Genomic DNA, 19,836 nt, shown 5'->3' with positions numbered 1-19,836 from the left:
CGCATGGGCGCCGCTATCAATGCAGGATTAGAGGGTAGGGTAATCGGTGTAACCTTCCGCGCCGCCGCCGTAGAAGCTTTCCGGGCGCTGTGGGTTCAGTTCTGCTTTACGTTCCAGGCGAGCCACCAGGTCCGGGTTAGCGATATAAGCGCGACCGAAGGCGACGGCGTCAATCAGGCCTTTTTCAATCAGATCTTCCGCCTTCTCTGGCGTGTAAGCGCCTGCGCCGATGATTGGGCCGTGGAAACGCTCGCGGACTTTGCGGCGGAACTCTTCGGTGTACGGCTGACCGCCTGCCCAGTCTGGTTCAGACATGTGCAGGTAAGCGATGCCGCGCTTGCCGAGTTCTTCAATCAGATACAGCGCATCGGCTTCTTCGTTCGGGCCGTTGTCGGTGTTCTGGAAAGAGCCAATAGGCGACACGCGGATGCCGATGCGGTCGGCGCTCCACTCTTTGCTCACGGCATCAACCACTTCCAGCACCAGGCGGGCGCGGTTTTCGATGCTGCCGCCGTACTGGTCGGTACGGTGGTTGGCAGAAGGAGAAAGGAACTGGTGCAGCAGGTAACCGTGCGCAGAGTGCAGCTCAACGAGGTCGAAGCCGGCTTCGCGAGCGTTGGCAACGGCCTGACGGAAATCGTTCACGATGCCAGGAATTTCTTCGGTTTCCAGCGCACGTGGCAGGGAAGTGTCTTCACGGGTGGCATTGCCGTTGGCGTCACGCAGGGAAGTACGGGTGCCCGCGCTCAGCGCTGAAGCGGAAACTGGCGCTTTGCCCTCTGGCTGAAGGCTGGTGTGAGAGATACGACCGGTGTGCCACAGCTGAACCGCCATATGGCCGTTTTCGGCGTGAACGCCCGCGGTGATTTTTTTCCACGCGGCAATCTGTTCCGGGCTGTGCAGGCCTGGCGCACCGGCGTAACCTTTGGCCTGGGCAGAAATCTGCGTAGCTTCGGAAATGATCAGGCCTGAGCTTGCGCGCTGACGGTAGTATTCGCCCATCAGCGGCGTCGGGATGTCGCCGGGCTCAATGCTGCGCAGGCGCGTCAGCGGGGCCATCAGTACACGGTTCGGCAGGGTAACTGCGCCAACCTTGAGTGGGGTAAACAGCTTAGCTTGTGACATAGTGACTCCTGAATAGACCGGTCGTCTAGTAATGCGATAAAAAAAGAAAATCAATAAGCTGATTTTCCGTTAGTCGTTATGCAGTGGATAAACGCCACTGCAAGAATTACTGCCCTGGTGTGGCAATCATTGTTTTCGCGTGCTCGAGCGCGCTTTCCAGCGGCGTCGCACTGCGGGAAATCTTGGCCTGAAGGTTGGCGCCTAACCATAAGGAGTAGAGCACTTCGGCCTGGGTATGCGCCTCGCCGTGGAAAGTCAGGCTGCCTTCTTTGCGGCCTTCTTCCAGTGCGTGAGTCAGCAGCACAATAATCTGACTGGCCCCTTTGTTCATCTCCGTGCGCATCACTTCCGAGAGGTCGCAGACTTCGGCGGAGAGCTTCACCGTCAGACAGCCGCTGATCACGCCCTGCTGAGTAAACTGGCTGAGCGTGTGCTGGTAATATGCCAGCAGCCTGTCGCGGCAGTTGCCTTCGCCGTGGGTGAAATGTTCCTTCAGACGTCGATGGTAGTCGGCATAGTGACGCTCGAGCATCGCCACGCCAAACGCCTCTTTCGAGCGGAAGTAGTGATAAAACGACCCCTTGGGCACCTCGGCGGTTTTCAGCAGTTCGCTTAAACCCATGCCGGTAAAACCGCGATGCATGCATAACCCTTCGCCGGTAGCGAGGATATGTTCGCGGGTGTCGTGTTCGGTTGCTCTGTTCATGGGGCTCACTGTAGTAGACCGATCGGTCTAATGCAAGAGAAAAGTGCACGGGGTTGCAGGATGGGCATTATCAGGCTTCAATGAAAGTAAGCAGAAGACAGGGGGCGGTGTGGCAGAGCAGCTGGAGTTTTTCCCGGTACAAAGTCCTTGCCGGGGTATTTGTCAGTCCGACGAGCGCGGCTATTGTCGCGGTTGTCTGCGCAGTCGTGAAGAACGCTTCAACTGGCAGCAGTTTACCGATGCTCAAAAGCAGGAGGTCCTGCGCCTGTGCCGTCAGCGTCTTCTGCGCAAAATCCGCGCAAACAAACCCGCCTTACCTGAAGAACCCGATCAACCCTCACTGTTTTAACCCCGAATGTGCGTATACTCGATGAAATTTTTCTGTTGAGGAAGCTTTTATGGTTCAGCGTATTACCCTCGCGCCAAACGGCCCGGAATTCTCCCGCTTTGTGATGGGCTACTGGCGTCTGATGGACTGGAACATGTCCCCGCAGCAGCTGGTCAGCTTTATTGAAGAGCACCTCAGTCTTGGCGTGACGACGGTCGATCACGCAGACATTTACGGTGGCTACCTGTGTGAAGCGGCGTTTGGCGAAGCGATGAAGCTGGCTCCGCATCTGCGCTCCCGCATGGAAGTGGTCAGCAAATGCGGCATCGCCACCACCGCGAATCCGCAGAACGCCATTGGTCATTACATTACTGACCGTGACCACATCGTTCGCAGCGCCGAGCAGTCGCTGAAAAACCTGGCGACGGATTACCTCGATCTGCTGCTGATCCACCGTCCGGATCCGTTAATGGATGCCGATGAAGTGGCGGAAGCCTTCACGGAGCTGCACCAGAGCGGCAAAGTGCGTCATTTCGGCGTATCCAACTTCACGCCTGCGCAGTTCTCTCTGCTTCAGTCGCGTCTGCCGTTTACGCTGGCGACCAATCAGGTTGAGCTCTCCCCGGTGCATCAGCCGCTGCTGCTGGACGGCACGCTCGATCAGCTGCAGCAGCTGCGCGTGCGCCCTATGGCGTGGTCCTGCCTCGGTGGCGGTAGCCTCTTTAATGACGACAAATATCAGCCGCTGCGCGATGAGCTGGCAACGGTTGCCACTGAACTAAACGCGGAAAGCATCGAGCAGGTGGTGTACGCGTGGGTGCTGCGTTTGCCTTCTCAGCCGCTGCCGATTATCGGCTCGGGCAAAATCGAGCGCGTACGCTCCGCCATTGAGGCCGAGCGCCTGGAGATGACCCGTCAGCAGTGGTTCCGCATTCGTAAAGCGGCCCTGGGTTACGACGTGCCTTAATTCCGCATTTCGCTGTGGTTCCGTCTGAAAAAGTGTCCCTGGTATAGACTTATCAGGGACACTTTCTTTTTGGAGGTTCTATGCAACGAGTCACGCTCACGTTAATTGCGATGGTCATGTCCACCGGCGCGTACGCAGCCAGCACGGAGGTGGAGATGAATTTGGTCACTTCTCAGGCCGTCGGGCAATCCATTGGCGAGGTGAAAATCAGCGAGACGGAAAAGGGGCTGGAATTTGCGCCCGATCTCAAGGCGTTGCCGCCGGGGGAACATGGCTTTCATGTTCACGCCAACGGCAGCTGTCAGCCTGCGATGAAAGAGGGGAAAGCCAGCGCGGCTGAAGCGGCGGGCGGGCACTTAGACCCCGATCATTCGGGCAAACATGAAGGGCCGAACGGCATGGGGCATCTCGGCGATTTGCCGGTGCTGGTGGTTAATAACGACGGCAAAGCCACTCAGCCCGTGCTGGCGCCTCGCCTGAAAAAGCTGGATGAAATCAAAGGCAAAGCGCTGATGATTCACGTCGGAGGCGACAACATGTCCGATCAGCCTAAACCCCTGGGTGGCGGAGGCGTTCGCTACGCCTGTGGGGTTATCAGGTAGTCTTCTCTTCAATTGTGCCTGCAACCGGAGCCTGCTCCAGCTGAAGCAGCGAGCAGTACAGACGCCAGACGATTGACGCCAGCTCGCGGGCTGCGGGCTGCGGGTGGTGGCCGAGAGTCTCGTAAATTCGCTGTAGCTCCGTCAGCGCGGAAGCGAGAGGGCGCTGCTGCACGCCACGCTCGCTCATCACGTCGCGCAGCAGGCTAATGCATAAGTCCCGCACCTGCACCAGCGGATCAGAGCGCGTTTCCCAGTCACGAAGCTGCCACACCACATGAGAACAGTTCAGCAGCACCACGCCCCAGCGCAGTAGCCAGCGGCGGGCGAGGAGATCCTGGCTGTTGCTGAGCTGGCTGATGTAGTGATAGACCAGCGACTCGAACTCGTGCTCGCTGTGTTGCGGATGACGGCTGAGTTGGTCGACAAAGTGACGCCGTAACGCCCGGATGTGACGGCGGCTTTTCCGTGCATCCGACCCCGGTTTCAGCACCGCAAAGGCGAGCCACGCCATCCCGACGCCGATAATCTTGGCGAGGTTATCATTCAGGAAACCGCCGAAATCGTAGACCGGCGGGTTGGTCACCGAAATAAACGATCCCATAAAGACAATCAGCTGCCCCCAGAGACCGGCGTATTTCGGCATCTGCAGTTTGAACAGCTGCATAGTGATAATGAGCGGAAACAGGAACAGCAGGAACTGCCACAGGTCGCTGAGCTGCACCATCAGGCCAAACTTCACCGCAAAACTGAACAACGACAGCCACAGCAGGGTGCGCATCAGCAGGGTCAGGGAGTTAAACGGTGCCGGGGAAATGGAGTAAAGCACGCAGCAGATAGCCGCCAGCGTCAGCGCCGCCGGGCCGGAAGACCACTGCGTATTGATGGCCCAGGCGCCAACGGCAACCAGCGCGCAAAAGGTACGAATGCCGTTCCAGAGCGCTTCCGCGTGGTCGGTTCGGCGAGTCAATGCCGGTGCGGCAGGTACTTTAAATTCAGTGATGGCCGAGGCGTTTTCCAGCCGCTGGATCCAGCGGCTGGTGGCCAGATAGACGCGACAAAAATAGCGCAGTCTCTGCCAGAATGCATGGTGGCGGAAGTCCTGCGGATCGTGCGGGGCCAGCGGGGCAATAATTCGCGCCACCCGGTAAGCATCTGCGTCCGTGCGCGCCAGTTCGGCAAACAACTGTTCCAGCACTTCGCGGATATTTTTCGGTGAATCGGGCCAGTTCACCAGCATCCTGCGCAGGCTCGAAATCACGCTGGTCAGGCGCAGCTGCTGATGAAGCAACGCATTCAGCAGACTGTTCTGACGACGAAAGCGATAGTGGCTCCAGAAGGCCTGAATGCGCAACAAATTCATGGTCAGGATTTGGCCGATCATGCTTTCGTGCGCTGTCCTGACGGCATCGCTGTTTTCCGGCTGCCAAAGCAGGCTGGCGTGTTCGAGGATGCGGGCGTGCATTTTCTTCAGTGCGGTCAAAAGCGCCGTGCCGTCGGAGGTGCTAGGCAGGATCATCATCATCAGCGCCCCGCACAAAATCCCGAGGATGACTTCGCAGACGCGGGCCTGAGCGATATCCCAGACATGTGCGGCATCCACCACATTGACCATCGGGAACGCAATGATGGCGCAGGTGTACCCGGCAAGCTGGAAGGCGTAGGCGACGTTATTCATGTACATCGCGCAGGCCCAGGTGCAGAACGCAATCCACGCCGACAGGCCGAAAAGGAACAGCCAGGGGTCGGTCAGGGTGTGACCGGCAATCAAAATGGCGGCGCAGGCGCCCAGCAGGCTGCCGGCGATACGCCCGAGGCTTTTGCTGATCACACCGCCGACGGTCGGGAAGCTGACGACGGCGGCGGAGGTCATCGCCCAGTAGGGCTGATCGAGGTTGATATAGTAGGCGAAGCTCAGGGCCAGGCACATCGCAATGCCGTTGCGCAGGGCGTAGCGCCACTGCGGGCGAGTGGCTTTAATCCACGGCAGCGATTGCCAGGAGAGCGACTGCAGGTTCATTACTGCGCGCCGAGTGATACGGTGCAGGTGGTGCCGGACACCAGCACGATATCGTCAGGCAGCTTGTCTAATTCGATGCGGACAGGGACGCGCTGCGCCAGCCTTACCCACGGAATGGTGGGTTTTACATCAGCCACCAGACTACCGTCGGCCGTCACACTTTGATCGGATATTGCCCGACCAATGCTGGCAACGTGACCCTGTAACTTCTCCCCGCTGCTGTAGAGCGTCACGCTCGCCGCAACGCCGGTCCGGATGTGGCGCAGCTTGGTCTCCTCAAAGTAGCCGACAACGTAAAACGAATGGCTGTCGATCAGCGCAAAAACAGGGCGGCCCACGGAGGCGTAGTCGCCTGTCCGCGTGGACATATTGGTGACCCAGCCATCAACAGGGGCTTTGACGTCAGTCTGTGACAGCTGCCAGTTGGCATGTTCCAGCGCCGCGCTGGCGGCATCTGCGCTGGCTTTGGCTGCGGCGACGCTGGCAACGGCGGCCTCTGCATTGGCTTTGGCCGTTTGCAGCGCAATATTCACCGTGTCGAGGTCTTCCGCAGAGATAAAGTTTTTCGGCAGGTCGCGACGGCGATCCGCTTCGTGGCGAGCCTTCGCCATATCCGCCTGCGCTTTATCCTTATCTGCCTGCGCCTTTGCCATATCCGACAGCGCCTTAGCCTGCTGCGCCTTCGCGTTCATCACCGCGATGCGAAAAGGCGTGGCGTCCAGGCGGAACAGCACATCACCCGCTTTAACCTGCTGGTTATCACGCACGTTCAGTTCGGTAATGCTGCCGGAAACCTGCGGCGTGATGCTGACCTGCTCGGCGCGAATTTTGCCGTCGCGAGTCCACGGGGACTGCATGTAATAGTTCCATACCAGCCAGACGGCGATCAGGGCCAGCGCTGCAACCAGGAGCGTGGAGAAATATTTTATTTTTTTCATAAGGTTATGCTACCACGCAACAATCAACATCATCGCCATGCAAACCGCCAGCGCGAAAAGAGAAAGGTCCATTAACAGCGGATGCCAGACATCGCCTGCGTACATCCAGTCCCGCAACAGTCGGTGGGCTATCAGCCACACTGGAAAACCGAGCAGTACCGCTTTAAACAAGGGGGGGAAATAGATGGACGCACCGACGATTAAGTCCTGTAGCGGGAATCCGGAGGTGTTAAAGGTTAGCTCCACGAACAAAATCCTTTGCAAATGTGCCATTACCGCAAACCTGTGGTGACAGGCCTGAATAGTGAACAGTGTAAATCATTGTGTCAGCCTGCGGGGAGGCAATACATTTGTTTTGACCATTTAAATACTGCACACTAGTCTAAAATCAGTATAATAACTTAGCAAGCTAATTATAAGGAGATGAAATTGGAATCGCCACTGGGTTCTGATCTGGCACGACTGGTGCGTATCTGGCGGGCTCTGATTGACCATCGCCTGAAACCTCTGGAATTAACGCAGACGCATTGGGTCACGCTGCATAACATTCATCAGCTGCCGCCGGAACAGTCGCAAATTCAACTGGCTAAGGCCATCGGCATTGAGCAGCCTTCCCTTGTCCGAACGCTGGATCAGCTGGAAGAAAAAGGGCTGATTTCGCGTCAGACCTGTGCCAACGATCGCCGCGCAAAACGCATTAAGTTGACAGAAAAAGCCGAACCGCTGATTGAAGAGATGGAGGCGGTGATCCGCAAAACTCGGGGGGAAATTCTCTCCGGGATCTCGCCGGAAGAGCTGGATCTTCTGATGGGGCTTATCCGCAAGCTCGAGCAAAACATCAATGAGCTGCAGGCCAGGGATTAATGCGCTGACCGGACATAACGAAAAGGCCCAAACGGGCCTTTTTTCTTATGGCTGCCAGACTACAACCCGGTTTCGGCCCTGCGCTTTGGCCTGATACATCGCTATATCCGCGCGCTGAACACAGGCTTCCTGCTCTGCTTCTGCTTGCGTGGCCGTATACACGCCCATGCTGATGGTGATTTTCTCAGGCAGCTGACCGTGGCTGCTCTCTTCATCGTGCTGATACACCGTCTGGCGAATGCGCTCGGCGATATCCAGTGCGTTTTCGGCATCGGTATTCGTCAGCAGCAGGGCAAACTCTTCGCCGCCAATGCGGGCTGCAACGTCATTCAGCCGCACATTGTCCTGCAAAATGGCCGAAACAAACTGAATGACCTTATCCCCCTGCAGGTGTCCGTAGCAGTCATTGATGCGCTTGAAGTGATCGAGGTCGCAGACGATGACGGAAACCGGAGAGCTCGCTGAAACGCCTGCCATCTGCTTTTTCAGGCTGTCGTAGAAAAAGCTGCGGTTGAAGAGGCGCGTCATCGGATCCCGAATCGAATTCTGGTAAGAGTTTTCGTATTTGTTGTTCGATTCCCGGTAGAGCGTGAACACGTCACACAGTAAGACAAAAATCAGAAACAGCGTTGCCGTCGTCTCAAACAGGCGTGACTGATACCAGGAGTACCCTTCGATAGAGATGACGGGCAGCAAAAGGACCAGCGTGAAAATATAGAACAGACAAAACAGATAGCCGCTGTACCAAAAAATATTTCGCAGCCGGGTTATTGCCAGCATAACGGTCAAGGTCACGCCCCAGAGCGCAATCATTCCAACGATGAGATAGTTATGCCACAGCGGTGTAAATTTTTTAGTCAGGTCATCAATGATTTCTAAATTAACCCCCGGCGAGTTGCTGGAATATTTCCAGGAAAGAAAGAGTATGGTGAGGGTGAAAACCAACAGCCCGCTGAGAATAACAATATGATTGCGTCGCGTATGAATATTGCTGTGACGATATTGATATAAAATTACGGATGTAATGAATAATGCCGCCATCAGGACGTTGCGGAAGAAATAGTGGATAAGTGCGTCGTTAAAATTAATACTGGAAATGGAGCTGCAGAGTAGCCAGTCGGCGTAGCTGCTGAGCGTGCCAATCATCAGCAAGGATGAGCCGCCGAAAGCGCATGCAATGGCGACCAGATACAAGCGATGTTTGTCACAAAGATATTTCATCAACATAAAGCCAGCGATGAGAATGTGGAACACCATCAAAAAAATGGTCATCACTGGAAAAAGTGCCGGGACCATCGTAGGTATACGATGAATGACCTGGCTTGAAAAAAGATGTAATACCACGATCAGTAGAATTGATGAGGCTAAGAATCTCATTAACCTCCTGAATGGAAATGCTTTATTACCATGCATATACAAAGTCCTTAAGTGCGGTATTGCAAAGAGCAGCACCAATAAAAGCAGGCGTCCGGCCTGGACCCTATTAAGTATAATGGCCACGGAAATAATAAATATTGCGCAGGCGCAAGCCTACTTCCGGAAAAGAGTGTAGATATATGAAATAATGTAAATCCAAGTAAAACGTGGCAATAAACGAGGGGCGAAGGGAGCGGGCAGAAAGGAAAGCGTGTGACCGAACGGCCACACGCCGAATTATTAGCGAGGTGAAACGGTCACCTGGCTGCCGTTGCTGGCCATCACAACACGCTGACCGGCAGAGAAGCGGGTGTCACCCTGTTTCTGCACAACCATGATGGTGTTGCCATCGTCTTTACGAATTTCCAGCTCCACGCCCTGGGTCTTGTTCATCGCACCCTGAACGCCCTGGCCGGCTACGCCACCGGCCACTGCGCCTGCCGCTGTGGCCAGGGAACGACCGGTACCGCCACCAACGGTATTACCGAGGAAGCCACCCAGAACCGCACCGCCAATCGCGCCGATGACGTTAGAATTATCACCGCCCTGAATTTGCACCGGACGCGTGTGGACAATGGTCCCGTAGGTGACATTCTGAACCTGTTTGGCTTCGGATGCAGAATACACGTCTCCGGAGAGGCCGCTGCTGCTGACACAACCTGCAAGCGTGAAACCAATCATTGAAACGGCCAATACACGTAACATCATTTATGAATCTCCTGTTCACCAAGAAACGCTCTTGAGAGCATCCTTACATCGCAATTATATGGCAATTCTGCAACGCAGGTCATATGTTCTGCGCAATCTGCTTAAAATTGTACACGCTTCGTGCTGAACAAAGCTTAAACCATATCGCCGCCGTGCCTGAGCAGCCGCAGCAGACTGTAATCTGCTTCACGATTGTTAAATTTTGTTAGTGGATCATGGCATTAAGAAAGTGTTTATGTTTCATTGATGGCTCTCAGTCACGAACTAAGGAAGGCGTATGAAATCGGGTCGCTATATAGGTGTGATGTCGGGGACCAGCCTTGACGGGGTCGATGTGGTGCTGGCGGCGATGGACGATAACATGGTGGCCCAGCAGGCCAGTCTGTCGTACCCCATCCCCATTGCGCTGAAAGAAGCAATCCTTGCTATCTGTCAGGGGCAGCAGCTGACACTGTCGCAGTTAGGGCAACTGGACACGCGCCTTGGGCACTTATTTGCCGATGCCGTTCTCGCATTGATGGCGCAGGAAAAGCTGTCCCCCAGCGATGTGAAGGCGATTGGCTGCCATGGCCAGACGGTCTGGCATGAGCCCGACGGCGATGCGCCCCATACGCTGCAGATTGGCGACAACAACATTATTGCGGCCCGCACAGGCGTTACGGTTGTGGGGGATTTCCGCCGGCGTGATATTGCGCTGGGTGGACAGGGCGCGCCTCTGGTGCCCGCGTTCCATCACGCTTTGCTGGCCGATTCGCAGGAACGCCGCATCGTGCTGAATATCGGCGGCATTTCTAACCTGTCGATGCTCTGCCCAGGCATGCCGGTCAAAGGGCATGACACGGGGCCGGGCAATATGCTGATGGATGCCTGGATCTGGCGTCAGTGCGGAAAGCCGTATGATAAAGACGCCGAATGGGCAAGCTCCGGGAAAGTGATCCTGCCGCTGCTGCAGGAGATGCTGAGCGATCCGTGGTTTGCGCTACCGGCCCCGAAAAGCACCGGGCGCGAATATTTCAACTATGGTTGGCTGGAACGCCAGCTGGCGAAACATCCGGGGCTGGCAGCTCAGGACGTGATGACCACGCTGACCGAGCTGACGGCGGTGACCATCAGCGAGCAGGTGCTACTGAGCGGCGGCTGCGAACGTCTGTTAGTGTGCGGCGGCGGCAGCCGCAATCCGCTGCTGATGGCGCGTCTGGCGTGTCTGTTACCGGGGACCGAAGTGACAACCACCGACGAAGTGGGCGTCAGCGGCGACGATATGGAAGGGCTGGCGTTTGCCTGGCTCGCCTGGCGGACGCTGAACGGGCTGCCGGGCAACCTGCCTTCCGTGACCGGGGCAAGCGAATCAACCGTGCTGGGGGCGATTTTTCCTGCAAACCCGGTGCAGAATCAGAGTTAACTGACTGAGTGGTTGCCACATTGCCGATACAATAAGCGCGTTATGGGAGGGCGGAAGCCCTCCGGGACCGGGACAGTCTTAAGGCAAGCCAATGAAAAGAAAACTCCTCGCTGTAGCACCGCTGATGTTACCCCTGTTACTCTCCGGATGTAGCTACTACAACCAGTTTGTGGAGCGAATGAACACCGATACCCTGGAATATAAGTGTGATGAAAAGCCGCTTACTGTTCACCTCAACAACACCCGTCAGGAAGTGAATTTCATCTATGACAACCAGCAGCAGACGCTGAAGCAGGGCATTTCTGCCTCCGGCGCGCGCTACACCGACGGTATCTACGTTTTCTGGTCGAAGGGTGACGGCGCCACGGTCTATAAACGTGACCGTATCGTACTGAATAACTGTGAGTTGCAAAATCCGAAGCGTTGAGATTTTGCCGAGGGCGGCGCACAATAGCGCCACCTGAGGACAACATCGAAAACGCCATGTCTGACAACGACGATCTGCAGCAAATCGCGCATCTGCGCCGTGAATACACCCGTGGTGGCCTTCGCCGCCGCGATCTTCCTGCTGAACCTTTAGCGCTGTTCGAACGCTGGCTGGGCCAGGCCTGCGAGGCGAAGCTTGCCGATCCTACCGCGATGGTGGTGGCGACCGTAGACGAAAACGGGCAGCCTTATCAGCGCATCGTGTTGCTCAAGCACTATGATGAAAAAGGGCTGGTGTTCTACACCAACCTCGGCAGCCGCAAGGCGCATCATCTTGAACACAATCCGCGTATCAGCCTGCTGTTCCCGTGGCACATGCTGGAGCGCCAGGTGATGGTAACCGGTAAGGCCGAACGCCTGTCGACCCTCGAAGTGGTGAAATATTTCCACAGCCGTCCGCGCGACAGCCAGATTGGTGCCTGGGTTTCTAAGCAGTCCAGCCGTATTTCCGCGCGCGGTATCCTCGAAAGCAAGTTTCTTGAACTCAAGCAAAAATTCCAGCAGGGCGAAGTGCCGCTGCCGAGTTTTTGGGGCGGATACCGCATCAGCATTGAATCAATGGAGTTCTGGCAGGGTGGTGAACACCGTCTGCACGACCGATTTATGTATCAGCGTGAAGACGACGCCTGGAAAATCGACCGCCTCGCGCCGTGATCCCACTTTTGTTGCGTTAAGCGCTGGCACAACACGGGCTGGCGTTTTATTCTATGGACCTTTCGCAAATGGCGAAACGTCGTGTACCGGCTAAGGTGCAGTCTGTTTTATACATGGAGACTTTGATGGCGAGCAGTAACTTGATTAAACAATTGCAAGAGCGGGGCCTTGTGGCTCAGGTGACGGACGAGGATGCGTTAGCAGAGCGACTGGCGCAGGGCCCGATCGCGCTCTATTGCGGCTTCGATCCTACCGCTGACAGCTTGCATTTGGGGCATCTCGTTCCCCTGTTATGCCTGAAACGCTTCCAGGAAGCGGGCCACAAGCCTGTGGCGCTGGTGGGCGGTGCGACTGGTCTTATCGGCGATCCGAGCTTCAAGGCCGCAGAGCGTAAGCTGAATACCGAAGACACCGTTCAGGAGTGGGTGGAGAAAATCCGTAAGCAGGTTGCTCCGTTCCTCGATTTTGACTGCGGCAGCAACTCGGCCATCGCGGCGAACAACTACGACTGGTTTGGCGGCATGAACGTGCTGACCTTCCTGCGTGACATCGGCAAACACTTCTCCGTGAACCAGATGATCAACAAGGAAGCGGTGAAGCAGCGCCTGAACCGTGACGATCAGGGCATCTCCTTCACTGAGTTTTCCTACAACCTGCTGCAGGGTTATGACTTCGCTTGTCTGAACAACCTGCACGGCGTCGCGCTGCAGATTGGTGGTTCCGACCAGTGGGGCAACATCACCTCCGGTATCGACCTGACCCGTCGCCTGCATCAGAATCAGGTCTTTGGCCTGACCGTGCCGCTGATCACCAAAGCGGACGGCACCAAGTTCGGCAAAACCGAAGGCGGCGCAGTGTGGCTGGATCCGAAGAAAACCAGCCCGTACAAATTCTACCAGTTCTGGATCAACACCGCGGATGCGGACGTGTATCGCTTCCTGAAGTTCTTCACCTTTATGGACATGGCTGAAATCAATGCCCTGGAAGAAGAAGACAAAAACAGCGGCAAAGCACCGCGTGCCCAGTACGTGCTGGCAGAGCAGGTGACTCGCCTGGTCCACGGCGAAGAAGGCCTGGAAGCGGCAAAACGCATCACCGCGAGCCTGTTCAACGGTACCCTGAGCGATCTGAGCGAAGCCGATTTCGAACAGCTGGCGCAGGACGGCGTGCCGATGGTCGAAATGGAAAAAGGTGCCGACCTGATGCAGGCGCTGGTGGATTCCGAACTGCAGCCATCCCGTGGCCAGGCGCGTAAAACTATCGCCTCCAACGCGGTCACCATCAACGGTGAGAAGCAGATTGACCCGGAATACACCTTTGCAGACAGCGACCGCCTCTTCGGGCGCTACACGCTGCTGCGTCGCGGTAAGAAAAATTACTGCCTGGTGTGCTGGAAGTAATTCTCCCGCCACCCAATGAGAAAAGGCCGCATAAGCGGCCTTTTTTACGTCTGTCGAAAGGGATTAGCTCAGGCCTTCTGCCGCCAGAGCTGCCGTCACGCCCGGACGCGCGGCGACGCGTGCCATATAAGCTTCAATGTTCTTCAGTCCGCTCATGTCCAGCTTCACGGCGCGGGCCCAGCGCAGGACCGTAAACAGATAGCCGTCGGCAATGGTAAAGCGGTTGCCGCTGATCCATTCGCCGTCGCGCAGCGCGTCGTTCACATAGCTGAGTTTCTTCTCCAGCAGCGCACGCACGGTTGGCTTGAAGTCTTCCGGTGTATCAGGACGGAACAGCGGCGTGAAGCCTTTGTGCAGCTCTGTGGCGATGTAGTTGAGCCACTCCAGCGTCCTGTAACGCGCGATGCTGCCCGCCGGGGCCAGCAGCTGGCGATCCGCTTTGGTGTCGGCGATGTACTGCATAATCGCCACGCCTTCGGTCAGCAGGGTGTTGTCATCAAGCAGCAGGGCGGGAACCTGACCTTTTGGATTGACCTGCCAAAAATCCTCCCCGTTTTCCAGCTGCTTTTTCGCGAGATCAACGCCCACCAGCGAGAAGTCCATACCGCTTTCACGCAAAGCGATGTGGGAGGCAAGAGAACAGGCACCGGGCTTGTAGAACAATTTCATGACAAACTCCTTTGGACACAGTTGTGCCTCTATCGTAGTGCGGAGCCGGACAAAAAAAAAGCCGCTGAACAGGTCAGCGGCTTAAAAATACGTTTTCCGGATGAGGCTTACGCCGTGGCGGTCTCACGCGCTTTTGCCGCAGCGGCATCGTCGTCGAGGGTCATACGGTTCAGCTTCGGTGCGGTCAGCATCATGATGACCGCGATAACGCCGGTGGCGATACCGATCTTCAGGAACACGTCGCCGTAGACGTTCAGGGACAGCAGCGGATCGGTCACGTTTTCTGGAACGGCCATCAGGTTGGCGATTTTACCGGCGATGATTGCCGCGCCCGCAGTGGTCAGGAACCAGCTACCCATAATGAAGCCCATCAGGCGCTGTGGAACCAGCTGTGCCACCATCGCCAGACCCAGACCGGAGATCATCAGCTCGCCGATAGACTGCAGCGCATAGCTCAGGATCAGCCAGTTAACGGACACGATACCTGCATCGGTGGCGAACTTGGTGCCCAGCGGCAGAACCAGGAACGCGCCAGAGCACAGCACCATACCGACGGCAAACTTGTGCGGCATTGGCAGACGGTCGCCCATCTTGTTGTAGATAGCGGCCAGAATCGGGCTACCAATCATGATCCAGAACGGGTTCAGGGCCTGGAACTGCTCTGGTTCGAACGCGACACCCAGAATAGAGTGCTCAACGTTGCGGATAGCAAAGAAGTTCAGGGAAGTTGGCATCTGGCTGTAGAGCACGAAGAAGACAATCGCTTCCAGCATCAGAATGAAGGCCACAATCATCTTACGACGAGCAGCACCCTTCATAGCAAAGGCTTCTTTACCGAAGATGGCAATGATACCCAGGGCAACAACGCCCAGAACCGCACGAGCAACGCCCTGGTTGTGCAGCAGCCAGGTTGCGATGGTGACCAGCACCACTACACCGACGATAGTTGCCAGCAGTTTGCCAACGTGTACCGGTGCGAAGTCAGGTTTAGAACCGTACTGCTTAACCCATTTCTGGCAGAACGCAAAGTTCACCACGGTGATCAGCATACCGACCACGCTCAGAGCAAACGCGGTGCTCCAGCCGTATTTCGCGGCAAGCCACGGGGTTGCCAGCATAGAGAAGAAGGAACCGATGTTCACGGACATGTAGTACATGGTGAATGCACCGTCCAGACGCGGATCGTTTTTATCGTAGCAGGTAGAAAGCAGGGAAGACGGGTTGGCTTTGAACAGGCCGTTACCGACCGCAATGGTCGCCATACCCATATAAACCACCGCCGCGTCGTGACCGGAGAAGGCCACCAGCGCATAACCGATCGCCAGAACGACGGCGCCGAGCATGATAACGCGTTTGGTACCCAGTACTTTATCGCCCAGCCAGCCGCCAACGGCAACCAGACCATAGACCAGAGCACTGAAAGAGGAGAACAGCGTGATGGAGTCTGCTTCGGACATACCCAGTTGTTTAACCAGGTAAACGGCCATAATGCCTTGCAGGCCGTAGAAGCCAAAACGTTCCCAAAGTTCAATGGAGAAGATCAGGTAGAACGCTTTTGGCTGTTTGAAAGCGTTGAGACTTACGCTCTCTTCAGTTGGTTTATTGTTTGCAGTAGACACTTATACCTCTTTTTTTACATCCCATATTAACGGGGGTGGTGGGCGTGATGTTCGTTTCGACATCCGCCTTATAATTATTCTTGGAGGGGAAAACGGCAGGTAATGTTCACTATCCGGGGCGATCGCACAAGGGGTTTGTAATACTCTGTTACACATAACGAAGGCGTTATAATCGTCCGTTCATCTAAATGTTATTCAGTGTTTAACTTTGCCGTTTCGTTCCAGCCAGTTTTTTTCACTGTGAAATGGGGCATTTCTCGGGCTAGTGGCTATATGTTCTGCTGTTTTGCCGATGATGCAGTGATATAGGCCATTAATCCTAAAAATAGTGGTGATATGTCTGGTTGAAAAACGCTTACCCCCTGCATCGGCAAAGGCTTGTATGCGTTTTTATAACAAATGCGTAACTTGATGTTATCTGAGTGATCCAGATCACATTTGTATAGAAAATTCAGCTGAGAAAAAAACAATTAACCTGGCTGGGCGATAAATCGCCGAATCATTGGTTATAAAAGTGGCGAATTAAGCGGCAATAAATCGGAAGAAGCGCCGTATAGCCACACGGCGCTGGAGAGCATCAGAGTTCGACTTTCTCTTTAAATTCACAAAGATCTTCAATCAGGCAGGAGCCGCAGCGAGGCTTACGGGCAATGCAGGTGTAGCGGCCGTGGAGGATAAGCCAGTGATGGCAGTCCACCTTGAACTCGGCAGGCACGACCTTCAGCAGCTTCTCTTCTACCTGCTCGACGTTCTTCCCTGGCGCAAAGTTGGTGCGGTTGCAGACGCGGAAAATATGCGTATCGACGGCAATCGTCGGCCAGCCAAAGGCCGTGTTAAGCACCACGTTTGCCGTTTTACGCCCGACGCCGGGCAGGGCTTCCAGCGCCGCTCTGTCTTCCGGCACCACGCTGCCGTGCTGCTCAATCAGAATGCGGCAGGTTTTAATCACATTTTCGGCCTTGCTGTTAAACAGGCCGATGGTTTTGATGTACTCCTTCACGCCGTCCACGCCGAGAGCCAGCATCGCTTCCGGCGTGTTTGCCACCGGATAGAGTTTTGCTGTGGCTTTATTGACGCTGACGTCCGTCGCCTGCGCGGAGAGCAGGACCGCAATCAGCAGCTCAAACGGCGTGGTGAAGTTAAGTTCGGTGGTAGGGTGAGGATTGTTATCACGTAATCGGGTCAGGATTTCGCCACGTTTCTCTTTATTCATCAGGCCTTCCCTGTGGTGGTTTTCACGTCCGGTGTCACTTCACAATGGTTACGCAAGGCGCTGGCTTTCTGCTTCATGCGCTGATCGATAAGGTATTTGATCGCCAGCAGCATGCCAAGGCCAATAAACGCACCCGGTGGCAGCATCGCCAACAGGAAAGGCGTGTCCGTATGGAACACTTCAATGCGCAGCACTTTGGCCCAGCCACCCAGCAGGCTGTCTGCGCCATCGAACAGCGTACCGTTGCCTAAAATTTCGCGAATCGAGCCCAGCACAAACATCGCACCCGTTGCCCCCATACCGATGGAAAAACCGTCCAGCGCCGAGAGCATCGGACGCTGTTTCGCGGCAAAGGCTTCCGCACGCCCGACGACGATACAGTTGGTCACGATAAGCGGAATGAAGATGCCGAGGGACTGATACAGCCCGAATGCATAGGCGTTGATCAGCATCTGCACCGAGCTCACCACCGAGGCGATGATCATCACGTAAATTGGGATACGAATTTCAGGCGGCGTCCATTTGCGCAGCAGGGAGATAACCAGGTTGGTCAGCGTCAGTACCAGGGTTGTGGCAAGGCCGAGGCCCAGGGCGTTGGTGGCCGTGGAGGTCACCGCCAGCAGCGGACACAGGCCCAGAAGCTGCACCAGCGAGGAGTTGTTTTTCCATAATCCCTGAACAATAACGTCTTTCATTTCGCTCATGATTTACTCTTCGCAGGGGGTGAGTTCGTTAATCTGTGGCGGCAAAGTCTGCGCAAACAGACCGGCGCGTTTTACCGCATTGACGACCGCGCGAGGGGTAATGGTGGCCCCCGTAAACTGGTCGAAATCACCGCCGTCTTTCTTCACCGCCCAGTGGCTGTCATCGGCGCCGTGAATGATTTTCCCGGCAAAGTGGGTGATCCAGTCGCCGTGTTTCATCTCAATTTTGTCACCGAGGCCCGGCGTTTCATGATGCTGCGTAACGCGTGAACCGAGCACGGTGCCGTTGAAATCTGCGCCAACCAATAGTTGAATTGCACCGGAATAGCCGTCGGGTGCCGTGGCTTCCATTACAACTGCAACAGGCGTGTCGTCTTTACGTGCGATGTAGATTTTGTGGCTGCCTTTGCCGAGCGCCGGAGCGTTCAGCAGATAACAGCTTTTCAGCAAATCGTTATTATAGCTACCCGGCACAATGACCTGATCGAACAACGCCATCTGCTGCTTCGCCGCCTGGCCGTCGATGGTGTTTTTGGTCATCTGATTGATGATGGCCGTTGTACCTGTGGCGCCAGCGGCGAAAAGGGCCAGGGTGATGCCATGTTTGCGAATCGTAGTCAGCATGGTCTGTCTCAGCGGTGTCCGTAAACGCGCGGGCGCGTGTAGTAGTCAATCAGCGGCACGGTGATGTTCGCGAGCAGGGTGGCGAAAGCCACGCCGTCCGGGTAGCCGCCAAAGCAGCGGATAAGCCACACCAGCAGGCCCGCCAGCGCACCGTAAAGCAGACGCCCGCGGTTGGTCGTGGATGCCGTCACCGGGTCGGTCAGAATAAAGAAAGCGCCAAGCATAGTGGCCCCCGACAGGATATGCATCTGCGGTGAAGCCAGGCTTTCCGGGGAAAATAACCAGCCGAGCGTGGAGCAAATCGCCAGCGTCAGCAGGAAGCTGACGGGAATATGCCAGCGGATCGCCCGCTGCCACAGCAGGAACAGGCCGCCGAGCAGATACGCCACGTTCACCCACTGCCAGCCAATGCCCGCCAGCGCGCCACGGTAAATCGCACCGTTGAGAACGTCATTGACGCTGTGGCCTGCGTGCAGGGAGGTTTTGAAGTTGTCGAGCGGCGTCGCCTGGCTGATACCATCGACGCCCATGCGCAGGGAGCTGATATCAGCGCCAGACGCCGTATGTCCACTGAAGATCAGGTGCACGATATCCATAAAGCCAGGCGTCGCCGCGGCGATTTCCTGCGGCGGCAGCCATGAGGTCATCTGCACCGGGAAGGAGATCAGCAGCACCACGTAGCCAATCATCGCCGGGTTGAACGGATTATGGCCGAGGCCGCCATAGAGCTGTTTGGCAATAATCACCGCAAAGGCTGTGCCCAGTACAATCATCCACCACGGCGCGGTGGAGGGAATACTGATTGCCAACAGCAGGCCGGTCAGCAGGGCGGAGTTATCGCTGAGCGTCTGGCCAATGTTCTGTTTACGCAGGCGTAAAATAGCCGCTTCTGCACCCCATGCCGTCACGCTTGCCAGCAGGATTTGAACGAGCGTGCCCCAGCCAAAAAACCAGGTCTGGACGGCAATGCCCGGTATTGCCGCGATCAGCACCAGCAGCATGATCCGCGAGGTCTGGCGATGGTTATGGGTATAAGGGGAGCTTGCGATTTTAAAAACCATTTATTCCTCGTTAACAACCTGTTTTTCTGCTTTACGTGCCTTCGCACGAGCGATAGCTGCTTCAACGGCAGCTTTGCGCGGATCGATGGTTTCTGCGGCGGACTCATTTGCCGCCTGCTGTTCCGCTTTGCGTGCTTTGGCACGAGCGATAGCTGCTTCTACAGCGGCCTTGCGTGGATCAACCGCTTCTTCTGTAACAGATTCAGCCCCGGCCTGTTGTTCGGCCTTGCGTGCCTTAGCACGAGCGATGGCTGCTTCAACGGCGGCCTTGCGTGGATCAACCGCTTCTTCTGCAACAGGTTCAGCCCCGGCCTGCTGTTCGGCTTTGCGCGC

The 19,836-nt window shown here is 56.0% G+C and carries 21 protein-coding genes and 1 pseudogene; 8 read left to right on the top strand and 14 right to left on the bottom strand.

Going from position 1 to position 19,836, the window contains the following annotated elements:
• Positions 1-27: 27 nt before the first annotated feature.
• Positions 28-1,125: an alkene reductase gene (locus tag CRO87_RS15890; RefSeq protein ID WP_097163914.1), complete on the bottom strand. Its 1,098-nt coding sequence runs from the start codon at positions 1,123-1,125 to the stop codon at positions 28-30.
• A 106-nt stretch (positions 1,126-1,231) separates the two neighbouring features.
• Positions 1,232-1,831, bottom strand: a complete 600-nt coding sequence (locus tag CRO87_RS15885) for a TetR/AcrR family transcriptional regulator (protein WP_097163913.1) — start codon at positions 1,829-1,831, stop codon at positions 1,232-1,234.
• 109 nt (positions 1,832-1,940) lie between these two features.
• On the opposite strand from CRO87_RS15885, the gene CRO87_RS15880 reads away from it, so the two are divergent.
• The 3 genes from CRO87_RS15880 to sodC all read left to right on the top strand — a co-directional run bounded on the left by CRO87_RS15880 (position 1,941) and on the right by sodC (position 3,728).
• Positions 1,941-2,180, top strand: a complete 240-nt coding sequence (locus CRO87_RS15880) for a DUF1289 domain-containing protein (protein ID WP_097163912.1) — start codon at positions 1,941-1,943, stop codon at positions 2,178-2,180.
• A gap of 49 nt (positions 2,181-2,229) precedes the next feature.
• A complete protein-coding gene (locus CRO87_RS15875) occupies positions 2,230-3,126 on the top strand; it encodes an aldo/keto reductase family oxidoreductase (protein ID WP_097163911.1) in 897 nt (298 codons plus the stop codon).
• A gap of 80 nt (positions 3,127-3,206) precedes the next feature.
• Positions 3,207-3,728: a superoxide dismutase [Cu-Zn] SodC gene (gene sodC / locus CRO87_RS15870; RefSeq protein ID WP_097163910.1), complete on the top strand. Its 522-nt coding sequence runs from the start codon at positions 3,207-3,209 to the stop codon at positions 3,726-3,728.
• Here sodC and CRO87_RS15865 read toward each other — a convergent pair.
• The 3 genes from CRO87_RS15865 to CRO87_RS15855 are packed head-to-tail and all read right to left on the bottom strand — an operon-like array spanning position 3,721 to position 6,929.
• A complete protein-coding gene (locus tag CRO87_RS15865) occupies positions 3,721-5,745 on the bottom strand; it encodes an FUSC family protein (RefSeq protein WP_097163909.1) in 2,025 nt (674 codons plus the stop codon). The two genes, sodC and CRO87_RS15865, sit on opposite strands and share 8 nt — an antisense overlap.
• Complete coding sequence (locus CRO87_RS15860) at positions 5,745-6,683, bottom strand: HlyD family secretion protein (protein WP_097163908.1); 939 nt, start codon at positions 6,681-6,683, stop codon at positions 5,745-5,747. The genes CRO87_RS15865 and CRO87_RS15860 overlap by 1 nt, the downstream gene beginning before the upstream one ends.
• 9 nt (positions 6,684-6,692) lie before the next feature.
• Positions 6,693-6,929, bottom strand: a complete 237-nt coding sequence (locus CRO87_RS15855) for a DUF1656 domain-containing protein (RefSeq protein ID WP_097164008.1) — start codon at positions 6,927-6,929, stop codon at positions 6,693-6,695.
• Between the two features lie 177 nt (positions 6,930-7,106).
• Here CRO87_RS15855 and slyA point away from each other — a divergent pair, with 177 nt between their 5' ends.
• Positions 7,107-7,547: a transcriptional regulator SlyA gene (gene slyA, locus CRO87_RS15850; RefSeq protein WP_097163907.1), complete on the top strand. Its 441-nt coding sequence runs from the start codon at positions 7,107-7,109 to the stop codon at positions 7,545-7,547.
• A gap of 45 nt (positions 7,548-7,592) precedes the next feature.
• On the opposite strand, the gene CRO87_RS15845 is transcribed toward slyA, so the two are convergent.
• Both CRO87_RS15845 and slyB read right to left on the bottom strand, forming a co-directional pair.
• On the bottom strand, positions 7,593-8,924 hold the full coding sequence (locus tag CRO87_RS15845) for a GGDEF domain-containing protein (protein ID WP_255252514.1): 1,332 nt from the start codon (positions 8,922-8,924) through the stop codon (positions 7,593-7,595).
• Positions 8,925-9,203: 279 nt separating this feature from the next.
• Positions 9,204-9,671, bottom strand: coding sequence for an outer membrane lipoprotein SlyB (slyB, locus tag CRO87_RS15840; protein WP_097163905.1), 468 nt, complete (start codon positions 9,669-9,671; stop codon positions 9,204-9,206).
• 277 nt (positions 9,672-9,948) lie between these two features.
• Here slyB and anmK point away from each other — a divergent pair, with 277 nt between their 5' ends.
• The 4 genes from anmK to tyrS all read left to right on the top strand — a co-directional run bounded on the left by anmK (position 9,949) and on the right by tyrS (position 13,613).
• Positions 9,949-11,073 (top strand): anhydro-N-acetylmuramic acid kinase, encoded by a 1,125-nt coding sequence (gene anmK / locus CRO87_RS15835; RefSeq protein WP_097163904.1) that lies wholly within the window; start codon positions 9,949-9,951, stop codon positions 11,071-11,073.
• A 91-nt stretch (positions 11,074-11,164) separates the two neighbouring features.
• A complete protein-coding gene (mliC, locus tag CRO87_RS15830; protein WP_097163903.1) occupies positions 11,165-11,500 on the top strand; it encodes a C-type lysozyme inhibitor in 336 nt (111 codons plus the stop codon).
• 56 nt (positions 11,501-11,556) lie between these two features.
• Positions 11,557-12,213, top strand: coding sequence for a pyridoxamine 5'-phosphate oxidase (pdxH, locus tag CRO87_RS15825; RefSeq protein ID WP_097163902.1), 657 nt, complete (start codon positions 11,557-11,559; stop codon positions 12,211-12,213).
• A gap of 125 nt (positions 12,214-12,338) precedes the next feature.
• A complete protein-coding gene (gene tyrS, locus CRO87_RS15820; protein ID WP_097163901.1) occupies positions 12,339-13,613 on the top strand; it encodes a tyrosine--tRNA ligase in 1,275 nt (424 codons plus the stop codon).
• A 63-nt stretch (positions 13,614-13,676) separates the two neighbouring features.
• Here tyrS and gstA read toward each other — a convergent pair whose 3' ends face one another.
• From gstA to CRO87_RS15785, 7 genes and pseudogenes are all read right to left on the bottom strand, one after another.
• Entirely contained in the window at positions 13,677-14,282 is a 606-nt protein-coding gene (gene gstA / locus CRO87_RS15815) for a glutathione transferase GstA (RefSeq protein ID WP_097163900.1), read from the bottom strand.
• 107 nt (positions 14,283-14,389) lie between these two features.
• Positions 14,390-15,901 (bottom strand): dipeptide/tripeptide permease DtpA, encoded by a 1,512-nt coding sequence (gene dtpA / locus CRO87_RS15810; protein ID WP_097163899.1) that lies wholly within the window; start codon positions 15,899-15,901, stop codon positions 14,390-14,392.
• Between the two features lie 577 nt (positions 15,902-16,478).
• Positions 16,479-17,114, bottom strand: coding sequence for an endonuclease III (gene nth, locus CRO87_RS15805; protein WP_097163898.1), 636 nt, complete (start codon positions 17,112-17,114; stop codon positions 16,479-16,481).
• Positions 17,114-17,818: an electron transport complex subunit E gene (locus CRO87_RS15800; RefSeq protein WP_097163897.1), complete on the bottom strand. Its 705-nt coding sequence runs from the start codon at positions 17,816-17,818 to the stop codon at positions 17,114-17,116. Before CRO87_RS15800 ends, nth begins: the two co-directional genes overlap by 1 nt.
• Positions 17,819-17,821: 3 nt before the next feature.
• Positions 17,822-18,442, bottom strand: a complete 621-nt coding sequence (gene rsxG, locus CRO87_RS15795) for an electron transport complex subunit RsxG (protein ID WP_097163896.1) — start codon at positions 18,440-18,442, stop codon at positions 17,822-17,824.
• 8 nt (positions 18,443-18,450) lie between these two features.
• Positions 18,451-19,503, bottom strand: coding sequence for an electron transport complex subunit RsxD (rsxD, locus tag CRO87_RS15790; protein ID WP_097163895.1), 1,053 nt, complete (start codon positions 19,501-19,503; stop codon positions 18,451-18,453).
• Positions 19,504-19,836: pseudogene (locus tag CRO87_RS15785) on the bottom strand (electron transport complex subunit RsxC); the annotation flags it as partial.

Source organism: Enterobacter sp. CC120223-11 (genome assembly GCF_900215375.1).
Taxonomy (GTDB): domain Bacteria; phylum Pseudomonadota; class Gammaproteobacteria; order Enterobacterales; family Enterobacteriaceae; genus Scandinavium.
Note: the sequence above shows the minus strand (reverse complement) of the source record. Positions and strands in the feature narration are given on the sequence as shown.